The organism is Caballeronia arvi (genome assembly GCF_001544695.2).
Classification (GTDB): Bacteria; Pseudomonadota; Gammaproteobacteria; order Burkholderiales; family Burkholderiaceae; genus Caballeronia; species Caballeronia arvi.
The window spans coordinates 233,943-254,960 of sequence record NZ_FCOM02000004.1 but is presented as its reverse complement, the minus strand read 5'-3'; the positions used below and the strand labels follow the sequence as shown (position 1 = coordinate 254,960).

Below are 21,018 nucleotides of genomic sequence, written 5' to 3'. Positions count from 1 at the left end.
AATCAAACCGCCTTGAATGATTGCGCAATCACTGTATCATCTATCGCATGTCAGTCAGGGAGACAAGCGTGGCAATCCAGTCGTCCAGCGCCCCGAGCGGCGCGAATCGCACGAAAGTGCGATGGTTCATCCTTGCGATGATCTTCATCGTGACCGTGTTCAACTACGTGGATCGGGCGACGCTTTCGATTGCCGCACCGAGCATGCGGCACGACCTCGGCTTCGACGCGCTGACAATGGGCATCGCGTTTTCAGCGTTCGGCTGGGCCTACACGGCGATGCAGACTCCGGGCGGTCTCATCCTCGACCGCTTCGGCGCGCGAATCGTGCTCGGCATCAGCCTGATTCTCTGGTCGACGCTGACCTTCCTTCAGGGCTTCGTGCATCTCTTCGCGTCGGCGTTCGCGATGCTTTTCGCGCTTCGCTTCCTGATGGGAATCGCCGAGTCGCCGGCATTCCCATGCAACAGCCGCCTGACCGTGATGTGGTTCCCAAGCGCCGAGCGCGGCCTGGCAACGTCCGTGTTCCAGCTTGCGCAATACTTCGCACTGGCGGTCTTCACGCCGGTCATGACCTTCACGGTCAGCGCGTGGGGCTGGCATTACGTGTTCTTCACCACGGGTGCCGTCGGTATTCTGATCGGCCTGTGGTGGCTGCGATCCGTGCGCGAGCCACAGCGCGATCATCGCGTCAATGCGGCGGAGCTGGAGTACATCGCAGCGGGCGGCGGCCTCCCGACGATGGGCGACAGCCCGCAGCCATTCCGATGGAAGCAGGTGAGCGCGATCGCGGCGAACCGCATGATGATCGGCGTCTATATCGGCCAGTTCTGCCTGACGTCGATCACCTGGTTCTTCCTGACCTGGTTTCCGACCTACCTCATCGAAGCGAAGGGCATGTCGATCCTTAAGGTCGGTCTCGTCGCCGCGCTGCCAGCGGTAGCCGGCTGCATAGGCGGGCTCATCGGGGGCCTGTGGTCCGACTGGATGCTCAAGCGCGGCTTCAGCCTCACCGCCGCGCGCAAAACGCCGATCATCTGCGGACTGGTTTTGTCGAGCACGATCGTGGTGGCCAACTATGTGCAATCGACGACGATCGTGATTCTCGTGATGTCGATCGCCTTCTTCGCCAAGGGCGTCGGCAATCTCGGCTGGTGCATCGTCGGCGATGTGTCGCCCAAGCATGCAATGGGTATCAGCGGCGGCATCTTCAATCTCTGCGGCAATCTCGCGAGCATCGTCACGCCCCTTGCCATCGGCTGGATGATCAAGAGCACGGGATCGTTCGAAGTGGCGCTGACTTATGTCGCTGCGCTGTCGATCCTCGGCGCGTGCTCTTATCTGTTCATCGTCGGCAAGCTGCAGCGTCTGGATCCGGACGATCACGACAATGCACCTCACGAACGCGTCACGGCACCGCTCAAACCGCGCCACGGCCATTGAGTCGTCCGCACTTTCGAATAGTCAAAGGAAGCAAAATCATGAACGCAACTTCTTCGCTCATCGCTGCTACGTCGAACGACTCGATCAAGTGGGTCCGCGTCGCCTCCACGTTTCTTCCGCTCGCCAATCCGATCAGCGACGCCAAGGTGCTCACGGGTCGCCAGAAGCCGATGACGGAAATCGCGATCCTCTTCGTCGAGATCGAAACCGCCGACGGTCATCGCGGTCTCGGCTTCAGCTATTCCAAGCGTGCAGGCGGGCCCGGCCAGTTCGCGCACGCAAAGGAAATCGCGCCGACGCTGATCGGTGAAGACCCGAGCGACATCGCGCGGCTGTGGGACAAGCTGGCGTGGGCGGGCGCGTCGGTGGGAAGAAGCGGGATGGCCGCGCAGGCGATCGGTGCTTTCGACGTCGCGCTGTGGGACCTGAAGGCGAAGCGCGCCAACCTTTCGCTCGCGAAGCTGCTCGGTGCGCATCGTGATTCCGTGCGCTGCTACAACACGTCCGGCGGCTTCCTGCATACCCCGCTCGACCAATTGCTCACCAACACCGACGCCTCGCGCGAGAAGGGCATTGGCGGCATCAAGCTGAAGGTCGGGCAGCCGGACTGCGCGATCGACATTCACCGCGTCCAGACGGTTCGCAAGCATCTCGGCGACAGTTTCCCGCTGATGGTCGACGCCAATCAGCAATGGGATCGCCCGACTGCGCAGCGCATGTGCCGCATCTTCGAACAGTTCAACCTGATCTGGATCGAAGAGCCGCTCGATTGCTACGACGCGGAAGGCCACGCGGCCCTCGCCGCACAGTTCGACACGCCTATCGCCACCGGTGAAATGCTGACGAGCGTGTCGGAGCACTGGGAGTTCATCCGTCAGCGCGGCGCGGATTATCTGATGCCGGACGCGCCCCGCGTCGGTGGCATTACGCCGTTCCTGAAGGTAGCGACGCTCGCGGACCACGCGGGACTGATGCTGGCGCCGCACTTCGCGATGGAACTCCACGTGCATCTCGCGGCGTGCTATCCGCGCGAACCTTGGGTCGAGCACTTCGAATGGCTGGAGCCGCTCTTCAACGAGCGCCTGGAGACGAAGAACGGCCGCATGATCGTGCCGACCCGTCCCGGTCTCGGCCTGAGTTTGAGCGATCGCGTCGCCGGATGGACGGCGCAGGAAGCCGAGATCGGCACGCGCGCCTGATCCGGAGGCAGACGCAAGGCGCGGATCGCTACGGCAACGAGCGGGCGGCGGTGCTGAAGAACTCGGTCAGATAGCGCAGCGCCGTTTCGCTGACCGGGTTGCCCGTGTCGTCTCGCCAGGCAAGGACCAGTTCCGCATTGACGGCGTGCGCTTCGACCAATGGCCGAAAGATCACATTGTCGAAGTGGATGCTCTCGGCCGATCGCGGCACGAGCGCCACGCCCAGATCGGCGCCGACCAGAGCCAGTATCGAGTGCGTCTGAGTGACGTGCTGCGTCTCGGCCACGCGTACGTTCATGGCCTGAAGCAGTCCGGTGATCAGCCCATGAAAATACGCGCCCTCGACGGGCGGATAGGTAATGAGACTTTCACCCGCCAGGTCGGCTACGGCGACACTCGGCCGCTGTGAAAGCCGATGCTCCTTCGCGACGGCGAGCACGAGCGGCTCGCGAAACACGCAGACAGAGCGAATGCCACGTTCGAGGATCGGTGGCCGCGACAGCCCGATGTCGATCTGCTGCAAACGCAGCGCGTCGAGTTGCTGCGCCGACGTCATTTCGCGCAGGGTCAACGACACGCTCGGCATCCGCTCCCGCAGCAGCTTCACGAATCGCGGCAGGAAGTGATAGCTCGATGCCGCTGTGAAACCGATTGTCAAAGAACCTTCGTCTCCCGACGCGATGCGCCTCGCGTCGATCACAGCCGCATTCGTTTGCCCGACGATGAGCCTCGCCGATCGCGCGAACGCGGCGCCCGCAGGCGTGAGACGAATGTTGCGTCCGCCACGATCGAACAGGTCGAAGTCGAGCGCGTGTTCGAGCGCCTGGATGTGCCGGGTCAGCGGCGGCTGGGTCATGTTCAACTGCTCGGCCGCGCGTCGGAAGTTCATTTCGTCGACGACCGCGAGGAAGCAGCGCAACTGGATATAGGTGATCATTGATACAGAATAAGTATCAACCGATGCCCAAGCAAGCCTTTTCGGTATCGGAATTACTCGATATCGTGGTGCATCAACTGGCAACCACCCGTGCACGCCCAACCTATGTCAACCATCGAAACCGTTGAAGCAATCCGCCGCTCCGAAACAGAGCTGACGCTATTGGCCCATGATCTGCTGCACGCAGCGGGCATGGAACGCGAGAAGGCGCGCGCTGTCGCCGGCCTGCTCGTTCTGACCGACATGATGGGGCGCTCGACGCACGGTCTCGCTCAATGCAGCCCGTACCTCGAAGAACTCACGAACGGAAGGATGACCGCTCAAGGAAAGCCGGAAGTCGTGCGCGACCTGGGCGCGACGGTCGTGTGGGACGGACATTATCTTCCCGGCCTGTGGCTCATGCAGGAAGCCCTGTCGCTCGGTTTCGAACGCATCGCCGATTGCGGCGTCTTCACCTTCGCGATGCGCAGAAGTCATCACATCGGCTGTCTCGCCGCGCTCGCGAAGCAGGCCACCGACCGGGGCTACTACGCGATGATCGCGTCCTCCGGTCCGCACACGAAACTTGTCGCGCCGTTCGGCGGCAAGCAGGGCTTGTTCAGCCCGAATCCGTTCGCGTTTGCTTTTCCGACGAGCCGTTATCCCGTGCTGGTCGACACCTGCGCGTCGATCACGACCGTCTCGATGACGCGCCAGAAAGCGGCATCAGGCGAGCTGTTCGATCACGCATGGCTTCTCGATGCCGATGGCACACCGACGCGTGATCCGGGCGTCATGGAACGCAGCGAACGCAAAGGCAGTTTGATGTTGCTGGGCGGCGAAGAGTCGGGCCACAAGGGCTTCGGCCTGGCGCTGATGGTCGAGGCACTGACTCAGGGCTTGTCGGGCTTCGGGCGCATGGACGCGCCGACGCGCTGGGGCGCAAGCGTCTATCTCCAGATCATCGATCCGGCGGCATTTGCAGGCGCGGAAGCGTCGATCGCACAGATGGATTTCTTCGTCGCGCAGTGCCATGCCAACGATCCGATCGATCCGGCCAGGCCCGTGCGGCTTCCCGGCGAACAGGCTTCGCGCAATATCGAGCAGAGCCGCCGTGACGGCATCGTCCTGTCGCCTTCGACCGTTTCCACGTTGAGAAGCTGGGCGTCGAAGCTCGACGTCGATGACCGCATTCTCGAGTGACGGACCGACGTAAAGACGGTAGTGACGCGCAGGACCAAAATCAATAGATGGAGACAGCATGAAAGACGACGCAACCGCAGCGGCCCTACCGCAAGAACTTGCAAGAACCGAGGGACGCACGAATATCCGCTGGATGATGCTTGGGCTGGTGTTCATCGGCACGATCATCAATTATCTCGATCGCGCGAACATGTCGGTCGTCGCGCCGCTGATTTCGAAAGAGTTCAGCATATCGCCCGTGGCGATGGGCTTTCTCTTCTCGTCCTTCTCGTGGGCGTTTGCGATCGCCACCATTCCGGGCGGGTATCTGCTCGACCGCTTCGGCACGCGACTCGTCTACGGACTCTGTCTGACCGCCTGGTCGCTCGCGACGACGCTGCAGATTCTTGCGGGCGGTTTCGCTTCGCTCTTCGGGCTGCGCTTTGGCGTCGGTGCTGCCGAGGCGCCCGCGTTCCCCGCGAACAACAAGGTCGCGACGTCGTGGTTTCCTCAGCGCGAGATCGGCGTCGCGGGAAGCATGTGCTCGATGGGCATCTATCTGGGCACGGCGCTTCTCACGCCGGTGGAGTTCTACATCGCGGAGCGCTATGGCTGGCGCGGCGTGTTCCTGTCGTCGGGTGTCGTCGGATTGCTTTGGGCGGTGGTCTGGTTTCTCTTCTATCGCGAACCGGGCGACAGCAAGCTCGCCAACAAGGAAGAACTCGAGTACATCCGGCAAGGCAAGGCCGCGGGCGGCGCGGCAAACAAGAGCGAGGGCTTTAGCTGGGATCAATGTCTGAAGCTGCTGAGCTTTCGCCAGATGTGGGGCGTGTGCATCGGCAAGTTCGCCGCGACCACGACGCTCTACTTCTTCCTCACGTGGTTTCCGACGTATCTGATCCAGGCTCGAGGCATGACGATGCTGCATGCCGGGGCGGCGGCGATCGGTCCGTATCTTGCGGCGGCTGTCGGCGTGATGTTCGGCGGATGGTGGGGCGACTGGATGGTTCGAAAAGGCTTCTCGGTGACGGCCGCGCGCAAGATTCCGATGGTCATCGGCCTCCTGCTGACGGGCTCGATCGTCCTCGCCAACTTCACGACATCGAACTCCGTCGTGATGGTCATCCTGTGCTTCGCATTCTTCGCACAAGGCATGTCGTCGACGACGTGGGTGATCCTTTCCGAAATCTCGCCGCTGAAGCTCGTGGGCATGACGGGAAGCATTGCGAGCTTCGCAAGCAATATCGCCGGCATCGTTACGCCGATCACCATCGGCTTCATCGTTCAGAAAACGGGATCGTTCGAGTGGGCGCTTGGCTTCTGCGCGATCGTGTCGCTCATCGGTGTCCTTTCGTACACGCTGCTCATGGGTCCGGTCAAGCGGCTGAACGTCGAGTAACGTTCCCCAATACGGACAACGAAATTCTAATCATTAGAGGTGAAGTAAATGGCGCATCACGACGACAAGATCAGGCACGTCGAGCTTTCTCTCATCCAGGTTCCGCTGAAAAGCGCCGTCAGCGATGCGAAGGTTCTGACCGGCCGCCAGAAGCCGCTTTCACATGTGGCGGTGTTGACAGCCGATATCGAGACCGTTCACGGCGCGCGTGGCTTCGGCTTCAGCTACACATTGCGCGCGGGGAGCGCGGCGATCTTCGCGCACGCTCAGGAACTGGCGCCCTTTCTGATCGATGAAGACCCCAACGACATCGGCCGTCTTTGGGAAAAGCTCGCCTGGCAGGGCGCATCGATCGGTCGCAGCGGTCTCGCGGTGCAGGCAATCGCCGCTTTCGACACGGCGCTGTGGGATTTGAAGGCGAAGCGCGTCGATCTGTCTATCGGCAAATTTCTCGGCTGCTATAGAACGGCGATTCCCTGCTACAACACGTCGGGCGGCTACCTGAACGCGACGCTGGATGAAGTCCTGCGCAACGTCGAGACGTCGCTCGATAAAGGTCTCGGCGGTATCAAGCTGAAGGTCGGGCAACCGGACTTGTCGAAGGATATCGAACGGGTGCGCGCGGTTCGCAAGCATGTCGGCGAGAGCGTGCCGATCATGGTCGACGCCAATCAGCAGTGGGACTATACGACCGCATTGCGCGCGGGCTGCGCACTCGACGAGTTCAACCTGATCTGGCTCGAAGAGCCGCTGAGCGCATACGATTACGCGGGACACGCGCGACTCGCCGAGAAGCTGAAGACGCCCATCGCCACGGGCGAAATGCTGAGCAGCGCGGCCGAAGTGCAGAACCTGATCGATAACCGCTCCGTCACGTTCCTTCAGCCCGACGTTCCGCGCGTCGGCGGATTCACGCCGTTTCTCAAGATCATGGCGCAGGCCGAACAGCATCGGCTCAAGCTCGCGCCGCACTTCGTCATGGAGCAGCATGTCCATGTGGCCGCGGCGTTCCAGAACGAAACGTGGGTCGAGCACATCGAGTGGCTGGAGCCCGCGTTCAACGAGCGCCTCGAAATCAAGGACGGACTGATGATCCTGCCGACCCGGCCGGGCGTCGGTTTCAGCCTTTCCGAGCAGGCGCTTCACTGGCGCGTGGCGCACGCTCGCATCTGAGGTAATGCTTCAACGAGGGATTCTGCTGCTCATGCGAACGTGGCGCGTATTTGCACTCGCTCGAGCGCGGTTCCGCACCGAATTTTCACGGCAGCCTACGCCAACCGTCTACGCATTCTGCACTTCAATCAAACGATCGAAATTCATGTCAGCGCCTTGTAATTTAAATTGCGTGCACTAACGTCTCTGTTAGGGAACGCCGATTCGTAAGGCAATTCGCAAGCATTCAAAAAGAACCCGAACGAACGGTCATATCCGCCCTCGTTCGGCGTCCTTTTCCGCGACATTTCGCATGACGACGGAGGTTGAAATGCGAGCGAAATCGTGTCTGCTGAGTTCGTTAGCGTTGATGGCGCTGCCGTGCGTCGCGCTCGCGGAAAGTGTCAGCGTGTCGAGCAACAACTCCACGCTGAAAGTCACGCGCGATGATCCGATCTACAACCTCTCGACACCCAGCGATCCCGTGCAGTTGTTGAGAACACTCGAATGGACCGTCGATGGGCGGCGCATTCTGGTCTATCCGTCGGGTCCGTCCACGTTTCTCGATATCGGCCATATGCATTCCGATGCGCACGTCAGTGCGAATCAGATCCATGTTCAGGGTCCGATGCTCGGCTACGCGACGAGCGCGAGTTCCGGCACGGTGGTCGGCGGAGTCGTCTACGCGGTCGAAGGCGATGCCTCCGGCACGCTCGTTTCCCGCCTCACCGAGAAAGTCGATATCTTGAACAAAGGCACTTCGGCCGTATCGCTTTCATTGGCGGGGCTCGGTTTCAAGCCGACCCAGTCGAGCCTCGAAGTGCCGGATTACAGCGGGCTCGATGTCATCGGCACGACGGTTACGGTCATCGTCAATGGCCCGATCACGGAAACGCCGCCGCCATTCGGTCAGGTCTCGGTGCTTCCTGTCGTGTCGTTTGCGGGCTTCAATCCGCTGTTCAACCAGAGCGTGTCGCTTCCGGCCGGCTCAACCTTGTCGATGATTACCGAGCTCAAGGTCTCGCCGACCGCGAGCAAGATCCAGCAATTCCTTCGCGAACGCGCACCCGAACGCTTCCAGGATTCGCCGTATCTGAACAGCCCGTTTATCCGATTGCCCTGACCCCTCACGTTCACCTAATTGAAGCCGCATACAGTGGATTGGCGGACATCGATCGCCGCATAACCCGTTGCGCCCGGAAGACAGGCGCAACACTACGGCGTGGCAATCCATGGAAAATTACTTCGACGGCCCTTCCAACAGCAAGCCGCTTTCAGAGCAGGTGACCAATCCCAACATCATCGTGGGGCGCTATAGCTATTACGCTGGCTTCTATCACGGACACGCGTTCGATGACTGCGCGCGCTACCTCGTGCCGGATCAAACCGGTGGAGACCGGCTGATCATCGGTAGCTTCTGCTCTATCGGAAGCGGCGCGACGTTCATGATGGCGGGCAATCAAGGGCATCGGAAAGACTGGGCCAGCACCTTCCCGTTCTTCTACATGCAGGAAGAGCCGGCATTCGCTGATGCCCGCGATGCATTCCAACCCGCTGGCGACACGATCATCGGAAGCGATGTCTGGATCGGTTCCGAGGCGATGATCATGCCGGGCGTTTTCATCGGTCATGGCGCCGTGATCGGAAGCCGTGCTCTAGTAACGAAGCATGTCGAGCCGTACACGGTCGTCGGCGGCAATCCGGCGAAGCCGATCCGAAAGCGCTTTTCGGACGCGGAAATCGACATGCTGCTCGAGATGAAATGGTGGGACTGGCCGCTCGAAGAGATCAGCAAGTCGATGACGCTGGTCTGCTCGACGGATATCGCAACGCTGCACGAGCGTTGGCGGTTCCTGCGCCTCAGTGCAGCGTGAGCCTCGAAAACCGCAAATGGCGAGGCTCAGCGCCGAATACGCAGCTTACGCTCGCGCGCGGCCGAGCCAGTCGGCGAGCGCAATCTTTCCGCGGCGCGCTTCGCCCGTCGGCACGAGCGACTCTTCCGCGACGGTGCCGCCGAAGTACGTCGCTTTCGGATCGGCGACGATCTCGCGCGCATCGCCCTGCGCCTTCAGATATTGCCCGACGATCTGATACAGCGGCGCGCGCTCCGGTCCCGCGATATCGACGATGCCGTTCAACGGCGCAGCGAGCGCGACATCCGCGACGATCGCCGCGACGTCATCGGCCGCGATCGGCTGGAACTGTCCCGTCGACAGATGCACCTTGCCGTCCTGCATGCCCGCATCGGCAATGCCGCCGATAAATTCCATGAACTGCGTCGCGCGCACGATCGAATACGGCACGCGCGATGCCTCGATCAACGCCTCTTGCGCGACTTTCGCGCGGAAGTAGCCGTTGTCCGGCATGCGGTCCGTGTTGACGATCGAAAGCGCGACATGATGCGCGACGCCCGCCGCGGCTTCGGCTTTCACGAGATTCGTGGTCGACGAACGGAAGAACGCGAGCACGTCGTCCGGCGCCCATGAAGGCGCGTTCGCCACGTCGACGACGACCTGCGCGCCGCGAAGCGTTTCAGCCAGTCCTTCGCCCGTCACCGCATTCACGCCATTGCGCGGCGAGGCGGCGACAGCGTCGTGACCCTTCTCACGCAGAATCGCGACGACTTTAGCGCCGATCAAACCCGAACCGCCGATCACGACAACCTTCATGATGCACCTCGCTGAATAAGTGAAAGTGAAGTCATTGTGGGACAATCATGGCTTAGCAGAAAGGGACAAGATTCATCGATCGCACTAGTCCATGAGCCGCGCCATGTCCAAAGTCCAGAACCCGCTGACCATCGAAATCGACCGGCACGAGGCGTCGCCCATTTATCTGCAGATTGGCGAGCGCTTCAAGGCGGCGATCGCGGCGGGCCATCTGAAGCCGGGCGATCGCGTACCCGCATTGCGCGGACTCGCGACGCAACTGAATACTGCACGCGGCACCGTCGAAATGGCTTATAACATGCTCGTCGACGAGGGGTATCTGCAGATGCGCGGCGCGGCGGGCACGTTCGTGTCGTCGTCGCTGCCGGGCGCGGTCACGACGCCCGCCGCGCGCAAGACCCGCGAGCGCGCGAACGCGCCGCGCCTGAGGCGGCCCGAGCCCGCCGCCGATATCGGCAACGACGTTAAGCCCTTGCGTCCCGGCCTGCCCGCGCTCGATGCCTTTCCGCGCAAGGTCTGGAGCCGCCTCGTTTCGGCGCGCGCGAAGAGCGGCGATCTCGCGACGCTCACGTATCCCGATCCATCCGGATATCGCCCGTTGCGGGAGCGCATCGCGACCTATCTCGGCTTGTCGCGCGGCGTCGAATGCGTGCCGGAGCAGGTCTTCGTGACGAATGGCTATCGCGCGTCGCTCGAACTCATTCTGCGCAGTTTCGCAAAGCCGGATGATCGCGCGTGGTTCGAAGAGCCGGGCTATCTGCTCGCGCGCGCCTTTCTCGCCGATGCGAACATGCGGCTCGTGCCGGTGCCGGTCGATCACGAAGGGCTCGATGTCGATGCCGGCATCGCGCACTGTCACGATGCGCGCTTCGCATTCGTCACGCCTTCGCATCAGAGTCCGCTCGGCGTCACGCTGTCGCTCGCGCGGCGCATGAAGCTGCTCGACTGGGCGAGCCGCGCGGGAAGCTGGATCGTCGAGGACGATTACGACAGCGAGTTCCGCTACGTGGGCCGGCCGCTTCCGGCGCTGAAAAGCCTCGATCGCGACGATCGGGTGATCTATTGCGGCACCTTCAGCAAAGTGCTGTTTCCGGGCTTGCGGCTGTCATACGTCGTTGCGCCCGAGCGGGCTGCCGCGCGCTTCGAACAGCTCACGAAGAACATGAACGCGGGCTCGCCGCATCTCTATCAGGCGGCGGTGGCGGATTTCATCGCGCAAGGGCATTTCGCGCGGCATCTGAAGCGCATGCGCGCGCTGTATGCCGAGCGGCGCATGCTGCTCGCGAACGCGATCCGCGAGGCGTTCGGCGATAAAGTGAGCATCGACCTGCCGAACGGCGGCATGCATCTCGTCGCGATTTTTAATGCGGGACGCGACGGACCCATCGACGACATGGCGATGGCCGCGCGCGCACGCGAAGCGGGGCTCGCCGTGATCGCGCTATCGGCGTGGTATCTGAATGCGCGCGCCAAGCATGCGTTGCGCGGCATCGTCGCCGGTTTCGCGAATGTCGCCGATGCCGACGAAGCCGCGCGTCTTGCGCACATGCTTCGGCGCGCATATGACGGTCAGAGCGTGACGGCGTCGTCCGATGCGAACAGCGCGTGACGCGCGATGTCGTCGCGTGCAGCCTGCAACGCTTCGGTCACGGCTTCATCGCCGCGAACGAGCCCTTGCAGCAAGAGAAAATGCACGTTCTTCAAGCCGATGGAACCGAGCGCGTAACGCAGATACGGCGTGAGGAAATCGGGCTGACGCGCGTGCTCGCCGCTATGAAAGCCACCCGAGCCGACGATCACGAACGCTGGCCGGTCACGCATCAGTCCGACCTTGCCTTCGGGCGTCGCCGCGAACGTGCGATGAATCCGCAGCACGTAATCGATCCATAGCTTCAGCGCCGCGGGCACCGTGAAGTTGTGCATCGGCGTGTTGATGATGAGCGCATCGGTCGTTTCGATTTCGCGGATCAATTGCTCGGATACGTCGAAGCGGCTCGTATCCGGCTCACGCGATGTGATCGCTCGCGCATAGTCCTGCGTGACGGGCGGCAGCGGCATCGCGGCGAGATCGCGTTCGACGGTCTGCACGTTCGCGCTCTTGCCCAGCATGGCGAGCATGTCGAGCGCGAGACGATGGCCGTGACTCGCATCGCTGTGCGGGCTCGCGTTGACGAAGAGCACTTTCATTGCGCGTTCTCCGTGTCGTGCGAAACGAGCGGCTCGACGAAATGCATGCCCTTCGCGAGCAGGCCGTTGCGATAATAGAAACGCTGCGCGAGCGCCATGTGCAGGCCGGTATCGAGCACGAAATGCGCGCAGCGCGAATGACGCGCGATCTCGCGAACCTTGTCGAGCAGACATGCGCCGATGCCGCTGCGTTGCAGCCGCGACGTGACGACGAGATCGTCCACATAAACGAAGCGTCCATACAGCGTATTCGTTTGCGTGCGATATCCGGCGAGCCCGAGAATCGTGCCTGCGTCGTCGCATGCGGCGAGCAGGCGATAACTTTCTTCGCGTTGACGGCGCATCTGCGCGCAGAACGCGTCCGCGTCGGTCAGATGCGGCCGCAGCTCCTTCATGACGTCGAAAGCGCGCGTCCAGTCGTCGGGCGCGTCGAGATGCCGAAAGGTGATCGAGGTGTCCATGCGTGTTCTCCACGTTGCATGACCCCTACGATAACGGCGCGATGACACAGCCTGAAGGGCCAAGAAACGATCATCGGACTGGGACAAGTTGCGAACGAAGATGCGATATCCTGCGGGTTCGTCACTTCACGGGCTCGCAGCATCATGGCTTTGTCTCCGTTGCCGCCACTGGCTTGTCTGCAGGCTTTCGAAGCCAGCGCCCGCCTATTGAGCTTCACGCGCGCGGGGCAGGAACTGCATTTGTCGACCAGTGCGGTCAGCCGTCAGATTTCCCAGCTCGAAACGTTTCTGGGCCGCAGGCTTTTCGTGCGCGAGCACAACGCGCTGAGGCTGACGCCGGCCGGCGAGACGTACACGGTCGACGTGCGCCGCATGCTGGAACTCTGCACGAGCGCCACATCGAGCCTCATGGCGCGCGTCGTCAAATCCCGCCTGACGGTGTCATGCACCGAGGGAATTTCGGCGCTCTGGCTGACGCCGAGAATCGGCTCGTTCATCGACGCCAACCCGGACGTGGATCTTCGCATCATCGTGCGGGATCACTTCGGCGTGGTATCGCCGGCGGAATACGATATCGGCATTTTTCTGCTTCGCAAAGCCGACATGCCGGGCACGCGCACGATCAAGCTCTTCGACGAGCAAGTGTTCCCGGTCTGCTCGCCGGACTATCTGCGAGGCCGCAAGGTGACGCCGACCGAACTGCTCTCATGCACGCTGCTCGTGCTCGAAGACGCGGAACGAAGCTGGATGTCGTGGCATAGCTGGTTCGAACGCGCCGGGCTGGAGCGGCCGACGTTGAGCCAGACGATCATCGTGAACAGCTATCCGGTCATCGTGCAACTCGCCGCTTACGGCAAGGGAATCGCGCTCGGGTGGAACGGTGTGATCGACTTGCTACTCCACCAGGGGGTGCTGGTCAGGGCATCGGACCATGACGCGACGCTGGGCAGCGCGTATTTCCTCACCTGGCCCTCCGAACGCGCGGAAAGCTCCGCCGTCCGCCGCTTCCGCGACTGGGTCCTGGCTCAGACGAATATCGCCTGACGCTTCGATCGTCTCTCCGATGGCGGTTGCGATTTATGCAACCGCGTTTGCGAAATTAACGTTATGTCGCCGCCACGCCAAAAATTACATTGAGGGCGTGACGAATCGCGAACGTTCACATCGTCAAACATGAATCTGGGAGGTCGGGATGGCAACAGGTGCATCGGACGGGCTGTTTGCGCACGAACAGCCCGCACGCATGGTGACGCGTCGCAAGGCGATTCTCGCGACGGTCATCGGCAGCGGTCTGGAGTGGTTCGATTTCTCGGGCTACGCGTTCTTTGCGGCGATCATCGGCAAGCTGTTTTTTCCATCGAGCAACGAAACCACGTCGCTGCTATTGGCACTGGCGACGTTCGGCGTCGGGTTCGTCATGCGTCCGCTCGGCGGCATCGCCTTCGGCATCTACGCGGACAAGGTCGGGCGCAAGCGCGCACTGTCGCTCGCGATGCTGGTGATGGCGCTCGGTTCGGCGATCATCGCCTTCGCGCCGACGTATGAAACCATCGGCATCGCGGCGCCGTGCCTCATCGTCATCGCGCGGATGCTGCAAGGGCTTTCTGCGGGCGGCGAGATGGGCGGCGCGACCGCGTTTCTGACGGAGCATGCGCCGCAGAACCGTCGTGCTTTCTATTCGAGCTGGATTCAGACGAGCGTGGGCTTCGCCGTGGTCATCGGCAGCATCACGGGCGCGGTCATCACGTCGAGCCTGTCGGCCGAATCGCTGCTCTCGTGGGGCTGGCGCATTCCTTTCGTGATCGGCATGCTCGTCGCGCCGGTGGGCTACTACATCCGGTTGAAGATCGAGGAAACGCCCGAGTTCACGTCGGAGAAGCGTCATGCGAGCACGCCGCTGCGCGATGTCATTCGCGACTATCCGCGAGGCGTGCTTTCCAGCCTGCTGATGGTCGTGCTGTGGACGGTCTGTACCTACGTCATCCTGTTCTATATCCCGACGTACGTCGTGAAGTATCTCCACATGTCTCAGCGTGAGGGCTTCACGTCCGGCATCGTCAGCGGGGCGGTGCTCATGACGATGGCGCCCGTGTTCGGCGCGCTGTCCGACCGCGTGGGCAAGCAGCGCGTGATCTCCGTCGCGGCGCTCGTCATCCTGATCGCCAGCTATCCGCAGTTCTCGCATCTCATAAAGTCGCCGACCTTCGGTACGTTGCTGACGTTTCAGATCATCTTCGGCGTGCTGATTGCGGCCTACACGGGACCCATCCTCGCGCTCTTCACGGAGATGTTCCCGAGCCGCGTGCGGACCACGGGACTCTCGCTGGCGTACAACGGCGCCGTGACGATTTTCGGCGGCTTCGCCTCTTTCATCATTACGTGGCTGATGCAGGTCACGGGCGATGCCGAATCCGCGTCTTACTACATCATCTTCGCAGCGATCGTGAGCCTGGTCGGCACGCGGTTGATGAAGTCACACCAGTCGTGAGGAAACAACCATGAGCAAGCTAGTACTCGCAGGCGTTGCGGTCTTCGATCCGGTAACAGCAAAGCGTCGGACAGGCGTGAACGTCTGCATCGAAGACGGCAGGATCGCCGCGATAGGCGACGTCCCGCCTTCGTTCAGCGATGCCCGCAGGCTGAACCTGCCGGGGCGTACGGTGTTGCCCGGCTTCATCGATCTGCACGTGCATGTCGTCGCGGGAAGCACCAATCTGGGTGCGAGCGCCGCGATGCCCAACTTCCTCGCCGCGCTGAAGACGCTGCCCGTGCTTCGCGGCATGTTGAATCGCGGCTTCACGACGGTGCGGGATGCGGGCGGCGCGGACTTCGGCATGTGCGAGGCCGTCAATAACGGTGTGCTTTGGGGCCCGCGCATTCTGTCATCGGGCAAGGCGCTGTCTCAGACGGGCGGTCACGGGGATTTCCGCCAGCGCAACGACACATTGGACGATGCGTGCGGCTGCCTCGGGCGGCAAGGCTCCATCGCGCGCGTGGTGGATGGCGTCGAAGCGATGCGTCTCGCGGTGCGCGAGGAATTGCTGAAGGGCGCGTCCCAGATCAAGGTCATGGCGTCGGGCGGCGTCGCGTCGCCGAACGATCCCATCACGAACACGCAGTATTCGGAAGAAGAGCTTCGCGCGGCCGTTCAGGAAGCGGAAGCGGCGGGCACCTATGTGATGGCGCATGCCTACACCGCGCGCGCGATCCGGCGTGCCGTCGAGTGCGGCGTCAAATGCATCGAGCACGGCAATCTGATCGACGAGGAGACGGCGCGCCTGCTCGTCGAGCGCAACGTCGCCGTGGTTCCCACGTTATCGACGCTCGACAGGCTTTCCGAGCGAGGCCCCGCACTCGGCTTCCCCGCCGAATCGCTCGCGAAAATCGATGGCGCGCGCTCGAGCGGCCGGCAGGCGCTCGCACTCATGGCACGCGCGGGCGTGAAGCTGGGCTTCGGCTCCGACATGCTCGGCGAATTGCACGCCTGTCAGTCCGATGAATTCGCGGTTCGCGCGGAAATCCTCGGCAATGTGGAGGCGATCCGCTCGGCGACCTGCATCGCCGCGGAGATCACGCGGGAAACGGGCGTGCGCGGGACGTTGGCGGTCGGCGCAGTGGCGGACCTCGTCGTCGTCGATGGCGATCCGGTCGAGGACATTGCGCTGCTGCTGGGTCAGGGCGAGCATATTCCGGTCGTCATCAAGAACGGCGTCGTGATGAAGGAAGAAGGGCGGCTGCTCGAGCCGATTGCCGATTGACTTTGCAGCACCGGGTCGATTACGGTCATTGATATCCATCGGGCAACCACGAGATCCGCATGAAGATTACGCGCACCATTTCGACCGTCGAAGTCCATACCGGAGGCGAGGCGTTTCGCATCGTGACGAGCGGACTGCCCCGCTTGCCCGGCGACACCATCGTGAAGCGCCGCGCATGGCTCAAGGAAAACGCCGATGAAATTCGCCGTGCGTTGATGTTCGAGCCGCGCGGCCACGCCGATATGTACGGCGGTTATCTCACCGAGCCGGTCAGTCCGTCCGCCGACTTCGGCATCATCTTCCTGCACAACGAGGGCTACAGCGATCACTGCGGACATGGCGTGATCGCGCTGTCCACCGCCGCGGTCGAACTGGGCTGGGTTCAGCGGCAGATTCCCGAGACGCGCGTCGGCATCGACGCGCCGTGTGGCTTCATCGAAGCGTTCGTGCAATGGGACGGCGAGCACGCCGGCAATGTCCGCTTCGTGAATGTGCCGTCGTTCATCTGGAAGCGCGACGTCACCGTTCAAACGCCGTCCTTCGGAACCGTGAAGGGCGATATTGCGTTCGGCGGCGCTTTTTACTTTTACGTCGACGGCGCGCCATTCGGTCTCGAAGTGCGCGAGTCGTCGGTCGAAGCGCTCATCAAGTTCGGCGCCGAAGTGAAGGAGGCGGCCAACAAGGCGTACCCGGTCGAGCATCCCGAGATTCCGGAAATCAACCACATCTACGGGACCATCATTGCCAACGCGCCCCGGCATCCAGGTTCCACGCAAGCGAACTGCTGCGTGTTCGCCGACCGCGAAGTGGACCGCTCGCCGACCGGCTCGGGCACCGGCGGACGCGTCGCGCAGCTTTATTTGCGCGGCGAACTGCGCAAAGGCGAGACGCTCGTGAACGAATCGATCATCGGAACGGTCTTCAAGGGACGTGTGCTCAGTGAGACGACAGTCGGCGACTTCGAAGCCGTCATTCCGGAGGTCGAAGGCAACGCCTATGTTTGCGGCTTTGCCAACTGGATCGTGGACGAGCGCGATCCGCTGACGTATGGTTTCCTCGTTCGATAAGCGGCTCGACGTTCTTTTCCCGGAGGAAACCCATGAAAGGCTATTGGATCGTTCTCGGCAGCAGCGTCACGGATAAAGACGCGCAGCAGGCATACGGCGCGCTGTGGGCGCCCATCGCGGAGAAGTATCAGGCAAAGCTGAAAACCGTCGATGCTGCTTCCGTGCTGAAGGAGCAGCGCGAGACGCAACGCGTGCTCGTCGTCGAGTTTCCTTCGCATGAAGCGGCGATTGCCTGCTATGAAGACCCCGCGTATCAGGAAGCGAAGGAGTTTGCGCTCCGGGCATCGAATCGCGAATTGCTCATCCTCGCGGGCGAACTCATGTAAATCTCGGTGCCATGCCGCTCAATCCCGATTCTCCGCTTGCCCGCCTCATGACCGCGCCCGTTCGACCGGGCCGTGTCGTGTGGGTTGGCTTGCGCGTGTCGCGTCGCGCGCCGCTTCAGGTGGTCGAATCGGCGATTGCGTTGGCGGGCTTCGGACTCGACGGCGATCACTACAGCCGCAAGGACGGCAACAGGCAGGTCACGTTGATCGAAGCGGAAAGCCTGCGCGCGATCGCGAGCCATCTCGGGCTCGACGATGTTTCGCCCGGCGATCTGCGCCGCAATATCGTCACATCGGGCATCAATCTGAACGCGCTGAAAGACCGGCGCTTTCATATCGGCGATGCGGTGCTCGAAGCGAGCGGCGAATGTCATCCCTGCTCGCGCATGGAAGAGACATTCGGCGTGGGCGGTTATAACGCGGTGCGCGGTTTCGGCGGCATCACGGCGCGTGTCATCGAAGGCGGCACGATCGCGCTCGCAAGCGCGATCGTGCCGTGCTGATCCTATTTGCCCTGAGCAATCTGCGGCGCGCCTTCCCACGCGGGCAGCGTCGCGCCGTGATACACGGTCAGGATCGTCGAAGCGACGTTCGCCTGCTGATAGCTGTCGACGAGCGCTTTGACCCACGGCGCCTGCGCATCCTTCGCATTCACGGCGATGAAGTTGCGATACGGATTGCCCGGCACCTTTTCCTGCGCGATGCGTTCCTGCGGAATCTTGATGCCTGCCTTGATCGCCCAGTCGGTGTTGACGACGGCCGCATCGAGATCGCCGATCGCGCGTCCGACGATGCCCGCATCGAGTTCCTTGATCTGCACGTGCTTCGGGTTGCTCGCGATATCGCGCGCGGTCGGCAGCAGGCCGACATCGTCGCGCAGCTTGATCACGCCGTTGGCCTGCAACAGAAGCAGCGCGCGGCCTTCGTTGCTCGGATCGTTCGGCACGCCGATGGCCGCGTTCTGCGGCAGGTCCGCCACGGACTTGACCTTGCGCGAATAGAGGCCGATCGGCTGCACATACGTGAAGCCGACAGGCACGATGTCGTAATGACGCGCCTGGATCTGCGCATCGAGATAGGGCTTGTGCTGGAACGAATTGGCGTCGAGATCGTGTTGCGCGAGCGCTTCGTTCGGCTGGGTGTAGTCGGAGAAAGTCGTGACCTTGACCGTGATGCCGTGCTTCGCCGCATTCGCCGCGACCGCGCGCCAGACATCTTCGTCTTCGCCCGACATGATGCCGACCCGAATCGTCTTGTCGGCCGCCTCGACGGGCTGCACGCTCGCCACGCCCCATGCGAGCAGTAGCGAAAGAAACGCGGATTTGATTGGCGTAGAGAGCTTCATGAATGCGGACGTCATCAGTGGAAAGAGCCCTGATGCTAGAGGTCCGCATGCGGCGCGACAAATAATATCGAGCGCTATCGATATGAGCGTCGAGCCGAAGACCGGCGGACGATCCGCTAAGATACGGCACCCCGAATCAACACTCATAACGTGGAGCTTTTCGTGATCCAGCCGAGCAACGTATTCAAGGACAACCTCGCGCAGATGCCTGCCATCGACGGTATCGAGCGCATCGATCTGGTCGACGGCCAAGGCGAAGTCGTCGCGAGCATCGAGAACAAGCCGGGCAAGCAGGGCTCGCTCGCGGTCTATCACTATCTGAAGCAGACATTCGGCACGCTCGACGCCAAGGCTGCCGAGCACGGTCTCGCCGTGTTCGCCGAACATACCGCCGATGCGCGCAATCGGCCGGGCGCGCATCCGAACGTGGATCGACTGCTCGCGGTCGCCGATGGCGGCGAGGCCTTGCGCATCGACGTGATTCAGGCAAGCTGAAAGCGAAAAAGGCAACCTCCAAAGGTTGCCTTTCTCACATCATCGATTGAAACGTAGTGCTCAGACCTGCCGCAGTTCCACGCGCTTGATGTCCTTCACGATCACGAGATAACTGAACACCGTGATCAGCGCATTGATGCCGACGAACGCCAGCGCGCCGTTGAACGAGCCCGATTGCGCGACCAGATAGCCGATCACGATCGGCGTCACGATACCCGCCACGTTGCCGAACATGTTGAAGATCGATCCGGACAGCCCGATGGCTTCCTTCGGCGACGTATCCGCGACCACGGCCCAGCCCAATGCGCCGATGCCCTTGCCGAAGAACGCGAGCGACATCAGCGCGACCACGACCCAGTCCGTATCGACGTAATTGCAGCCGATGATGCACGACGACAGCAGCATCCCGCCAACGATCGGCAGCTTGCGCGCGAACGTCAGCGACTTGCCGCGGCGGATGAGGCCATCGGAGATCACGCCGCCGAGCACGCCGCCGGTGAAGCCGCAGATCGCGGGCAGCGACGCGACGAATCCCGCCTGCAGAATCGTCATGTGACGCGCCTGCACGAGATAGATCGGGAACCACGTCAGGAAGAAATACGTGAGCACGTTGATGCAGTATTGCGCGAGATACACGCCGAGCAGCATGCGGTTGGTCAGCAGTTGCTTCACGATCGGCCAGCCCACACGATTGCCCGACGCGCGCGCTGCGCCGCCTGAGCGCTGATGCCCCTGCACGAGCCCGCCGCCTTCCTCAATGTAGTCGAGCTCGGACTTGTTCACGCGCGGATGATCCGCCGGATTCTTCATCACGGAAAGCCACGTGAGCGCGAGCACGAGACCCGCGACGCCCATCACGATATACACGTGATGCCAGCCGAACGCATGCGTGAGCCACGCCATCAACGGCGTAAAGACCACCGCCGCGAAATACTGCGCCGAATTGAAGATGGCAGATGCCGTGCCGCGTTCCTGCGTCGGGAACCAGCTCGCGACGACTTTCGCATTGGCCGGAAACGCCGGTGCTTCGGCGGCGCCCATCGCGAAGCGCAGCACGAAAAGCGCCGTCACCGCGGTCGCCGCGCTGCCGAGCAGGCCGATCGAGCTTTGCAGCAGCGTGAAGAGCGACCACAGAAAGATGCTCGCCGCATACACGCGCCGCGCGCCGAAACGGTCGAGCAGCCAGCCCGCGGGCACTTGCGACAGCACATACGCCCAGCTGAACGCCGAGAAGATGTAACCCATGCGGATCGCATCGAAACCGAATTCGGCGCGCATCGCCGAGCCGGTCACGGACAAGGTCGCGCGGTCCGCGTAGTTGAACGTCGTGATCACGAAGATCAGCAACAGAATGAGATAGCGCACGCGGGTGCGCTTCATGACGTCCGCGGGATTCGCGGCGCGGCTCATCGACATGGCC

Annotated in this window: 21 protein-coding genes; 15 read left to right on the top strand and 6 right to left on the bottom strand. The window is 62.3% G+C overall.

The window, feature by feature from the left end; genetic code table 11:
* The first annotated feature begins 137 nt into the window (after positions 1 to 137).
* Both AWB74_RS07455 and AWB74_RS07450 read left to right on the top strand, forming a co-directional pair.
* Positions 138 to 1,442 (top strand): MFS transporter, encoded by a 1,305-nt coding sequence (locus AWB74_RS07455; protein WP_200821940.1) that lies wholly within the window; start codon positions 138 to 140, stop codon positions 1,440 to 1,442.
* Positions 1,443 to 1,480: 38 nt separating this feature from the next.
* The gene (locus tag AWB74_RS07450) at positions 1,481 to 2,641 is read left to right on the top strand and encodes an L-talarate/galactarate dehydratase (RefSeq protein ID WP_061146128.1); all 1,161 of its coding nucleotides are present in this window, start codon (positions 1,481 to 1,483) and stop codon (positions 2,639 to 2,641) included.
* A gap of 28 nt (positions 2,642 to 2,669) precedes the next feature.
* Here AWB74_RS07450 and AWB74_RS07445 read toward each other — a convergent pair whose 3' ends face one another.
* On the bottom strand, positions 2,670 to 3,578 hold the full coding sequence (locus tag AWB74_RS07445) for a LysR family transcriptional regulator (RefSeq protein WP_061146127.1): 909 nt from the start codon (positions 3,576 to 3,578) through the stop codon (positions 2,670 to 2,672).
* A 105-nt stretch (positions 3,579 to 3,683) separates the two neighbouring features.
* On the opposite strand from AWB74_RS07445, the gene AWB74_RS07440 reads away from it, so the two are divergent.
* The 5 genes from AWB74_RS07440 (at position 3,684) to catB (ending at position 9,164) form a co-directional block, all read left to right on the top strand.
* Positions 3,684 to 4,760, top strand: a complete 1,077-nt coding sequence (locus AWB74_RS07440) for an Ldh family oxidoreductase (RefSeq protein WP_087038878.1) — start codon at positions 3,684 to 3,686, stop codon at positions 4,758 to 4,760.
* 58 nt (positions 4,761 to 4,818) lie between these two features.
* Entirely contained in the window at positions 4,819 to 6,138 is a 1,320-nt protein-coding gene (locus AWB74_RS07435; protein ID WP_235024505.1) for an MFS transporter, read from the top strand.
* Between the two features lie 48 nt (positions 6,139 to 6,186).
* A complete protein-coding gene (locus AWB74_RS07430; protein WP_061146126.1) occupies positions 6,187 to 7,311 on the top strand; it encodes an L-talarate/galactarate dehydratase in 1,125 nt (374 codons plus the stop codon).
* Positions 7,312 to 7,621: 310 nt separating this feature from the next.
* Positions 7,622 to 8,413, top strand: a complete 792-nt coding sequence (locus AWB74_RS07425; protein ID WP_061146190.1) for a hypothetical protein — start codon at positions 7,622 to 7,624, stop codon at positions 8,411 to 8,413.
* 109 nt (positions 8,414 to 8,522) lie between these two features.
* Positions 8,523 to 9,164 (top strand): type B chloramphenicol O-acetyltransferase, encoded by a 642-nt coding sequence (gene catB / locus AWB74_RS07420; RefSeq protein ID WP_061146125.1) that lies wholly within the window; start codon positions 8,523 to 8,525, stop codon positions 9,162 to 9,164.
* A 45-nt stretch (positions 9,165 to 9,209) separates the two neighbouring features.
* On the opposite strand, the gene AWB74_RS07415 is transcribed toward catB, so the two are convergent.
* Positions 9,210 to 9,959, bottom strand: a complete 750-nt coding sequence (locus AWB74_RS07415) for an SDR family oxidoreductase (RefSeq protein WP_061146124.1) — start codon at positions 9,957 to 9,959, stop codon at positions 9,210 to 9,212.
* A 103-nt stretch (positions 9,960 to 10,062) separates the two neighbouring features.
* Here AWB74_RS07415 and pdxR point away from each other — a divergent pair, with 103 nt between their 5' ends.
* Positions 10,063 to 11,568 carry a MocR-like pyridoxine biosynthesis transcription factor PdxR gene (gene pdxR, locus AWB74_RS07410; RefSeq protein ID WP_061146189.1) on the top strand — a complete coding sequence of 502 codons (1,506 nt, stop codon included), beginning with the start codon at positions 10,063 to 10,065 and terminating at the stop codon, positions 11,566 to 11,568.
* Here the strand turns inward: pdxR and AWB74_RS07405 are convergent.
* Together AWB74_RS07405 and AWB74_RS07400 are read right to left on the bottom strand one after the other, a co-directional pair.
* On the bottom strand, positions 11,529 to 12,146 hold the full coding sequence (locus tag AWB74_RS07405) for an FMN-dependent NADH-azoreductase (RefSeq protein ID WP_061146123.1): 618 nt from the start codon (positions 12,144 to 12,146) through the stop codon (positions 11,529 to 11,531). The genes pdxR and AWB74_RS07405 overlap by 40 nt on opposite strands.
* Positions 12,143 to 12,607, bottom strand: coding sequence for a GNAT family N-acetyltransferase (locus AWB74_RS07400; RefSeq protein WP_061146122.1), 465 nt, complete (start codon positions 12,605 to 12,607; stop codon positions 12,143 to 12,145). The genes AWB74_RS07405 and AWB74_RS07400 overlap by 4 nt, the downstream gene beginning before the upstream one ends.
* Positions 12,608 to 12,751: 144 nt before the next feature.
* On the opposite strand from AWB74_RS07400, the gene AWB74_RS07395 reads away from it, so the two are divergent.
* The 6 genes from AWB74_RS07395 to AWB74_RS07370 all read left to right on the top strand — a co-directional run bounded on the left by AWB74_RS07395 (position 12,752) and on the right by AWB74_RS07370 (position 18,261).
* Positions 12,752 to 13,651 (top strand): LysR substrate-binding domain-containing protein, encoded by a 900-nt coding sequence (locus AWB74_RS07395; protein ID WP_061146121.1) that lies wholly within the window; start codon positions 12,752 to 12,754, stop codon positions 13,649 to 13,651.
* 148 nt (positions 13,652 to 13,799) lie between these two features.
* Complete coding sequence (locus tag AWB74_RS07390; protein ID WP_061146120.1) at positions 13,800 to 15,095, top strand: MFS transporter; 1,296 nt, start codon at positions 13,800 to 13,802, stop codon at positions 15,093 to 15,095.
* Positions 15,096 to 15,105: 10 nt separating this feature from the next.
* Entirely contained in the window at positions 15,106 to 16,365 is a 1,260-nt protein-coding gene (locus AWB74_RS07385; RefSeq protein ID WP_061146119.1) for a metal-dependent hydrolase family protein, read from the top strand.
* A 59-nt stretch (positions 16,366 to 16,424) separates the two neighbouring features.
* Entirely contained in the window at positions 16,425 to 17,432 is a 1,008-nt protein-coding gene (gene lhpH / locus AWB74_RS07380; RefSeq protein ID WP_061146118.1) for a trans-3-hydroxy-L-proline dehydratase, read from the top strand.
* A gap of 32 nt (positions 17,433 to 17,464) precedes the next feature.
* Positions 17,465 to 17,758: a DUF1330 domain-containing protein gene (locus tag AWB74_RS07375; RefSeq protein ID WP_061146117.1), complete on the top strand. Its 294-nt coding sequence runs from the start codon at positions 17,465 to 17,467 to the stop codon at positions 17,756 to 17,758.
* A gap of 11 nt (positions 17,759 to 17,769) precedes the next feature.
* A complete protein-coding gene (locus tag AWB74_RS07370; protein WP_061146116.1) occupies positions 17,770 to 18,261 on the top strand; it encodes an MOSC domain-containing protein in 492 nt (163 codons plus the stop codon).
* Positions 18,262 to 18,263: 2 nt separating this feature from the next.
* On the opposite strand, the gene AWB74_RS07365 is transcribed toward AWB74_RS07370, so the two are convergent.
* Positions 18,264 to 19,103, bottom strand: coding sequence for a MetQ/NlpA family lipoprotein (locus tag AWB74_RS07365; RefSeq protein WP_061146188.1), 840 nt, complete (start codon positions 19,101 to 19,103; stop codon positions 18,264 to 18,266).
* Positions 19,104 to 19,265: 162 nt separating this feature from the next.
* Here AWB74_RS07365 and AWB74_RS07360 point away from each other — a divergent pair, with 162 nt between their 5' ends.
* Positions 19,266 to 19,598, top strand: a complete 333-nt coding sequence (locus AWB74_RS07360; protein ID WP_061146187.1) for a DUF2322 family protein — start codon at positions 19,266 to 19,268, stop codon at positions 19,596 to 19,598.
* A gap of 60 nt (positions 19,599 to 19,658) precedes the next feature.
* Here the strand turns inward: AWB74_RS07360 and AWB74_RS07355 are convergent, their stop codons facing one another.
* Positions 19,659 to 21,014 carry an MFS transporter gene (locus AWB74_RS07355; protein WP_061146115.1) on the bottom strand — a complete coding sequence of 452 codons (1,356 nt, stop codon included), beginning with the start codon at positions 21,012 to 21,014 and terminating at the stop codon, positions 19,659 to 19,661.
* Positions 21,015 to 21,018 lie beyond the last annotated feature (4 nt).

Coding starts and splice junctions, on each gene's coding strand:
- AWB74_RS07455 (WP_200821940.1), top strand. CDS start 138: ATGATCTTCATCGTGACCGTGTTCAACTACGTGGATCGGGCGACGCTT.
- AWB74_RS07450 (WP_061146128.1), top strand. CDS start 1,481: ATGAACGCAACTTCTTCGCTCATCGCTGCTACGTCGAACGACTCGATC.
- AWB74_RS07445 (WP_061146127.1), bottom strand. CDS start 3,578: ATGATCACCTATATCCAGTTGCGCTGCTTCCTCGCGGTCGTCGACGAA.
- AWB74_RS07440 (WP_087038878.1), top strand. CDS start 3,684: ATGTCAACCATCGAAACCGTTGAAGCAATCCGCCGCTCCGAAACAGAG.
- AWB74_RS07435 (WP_235024505.1), top strand. CDS start 4,819: ATGAAAGACGACGCAACCGCAGCGGCCCTACCGCAAGAACTTGCAAGA.
- AWB74_RS07430 (WP_061146126.1), top strand. CDS start 6,187: ATGGCGCATCACGACGACAAGATCAGGCACGTCGAGCTTTCTCTCATC.
- AWB74_RS07425 (WP_061146190.1), top strand. CDS start 7,622: ATGCGAGCGAAATCGTGTCTGCTGAGTTCGTTAGCGTTGATGGCGCTG.
- catB (WP_061146125.1), top strand. CDS start 8,523: ATGGAAAATTACTTCGACGGCCCTTCCAACAGCAAGCCGCTTTCAGAG.
- AWB74_RS07415 (WP_061146124.1), bottom strand. CDS start 9,959: ATGAAGGTTGTCGTGATCGGCGGTTCGGGTTTGATCGGCGCTAAAGTC.
- pdxR (WP_061146189.1), top strand. CDS start 10,063: ATGTCCAAAGTCCAGAACCCGCTGACCATCGAAATCGACCGGCACGAG.
- AWB74_RS07405 (WP_061146123.1), bottom strand. CDS start 12,146: ATGAAAGTGCTCTTCGTCAACGCGAGCCCGCACAGCGATGCGAGTCAC.
- AWB74_RS07400 (WP_061146122.1), bottom strand. CDS start 12,607: ATGGACACCTCGATCACCTTTCGGCATCTCGACGCGCCCGACGACTGG.
- AWB74_RS07395 (WP_061146121.1), top strand. CDS start 12,752: ATGGCTTTGTCTCCGTTGCCGCCACTGGCTTGTCTGCAGGCTTTCGAA.
- AWB74_RS07390 (WP_061146120.1), top strand. CDS start 13,800: ATGGCAACAGGTGCATCGGACGGGCTGTTTGCGCACGAACAGCCCGCA.
- AWB74_RS07385 (WP_061146119.1), top strand. CDS start 15,106: ATGAGCAAGCTAGTACTCGCAGGCGTTGCGGTCTTCGATCCGGTAACA.
- lhpH (WP_061146118.1), top strand. CDS start 16,425: ATGAAGATTACGCGCACCATTTCGACCGTCGAAGTCCATACCGGAGGC.
- AWB74_RS07375 (WP_061146117.1), top strand. CDS start 17,465: ATGAAAGGCTATTGGATCGTTCTCGGCAGCAGCGTCACGGATAAAGAC.
- AWB74_RS07370 (WP_061146116.1), top strand. CDS start 17,770: ATGCCGCTCAATCCCGATTCTCCGCTTGCCCGCCTCATGACCGCGCCC.
- AWB74_RS07365 (WP_061146188.1), bottom strand. CDS start 19,103: ATGAAGCTCTCTACGCCAATCAAATCCGCGTTTCTTTCGCTACTGCTC.
- AWB74_RS07355 (WP_061146115.1), bottom strand. CDS start 21,014: ATGTCGATGAGCCGCGCCGCGAATCCCGCGGACGTCATGAAGCGCACC.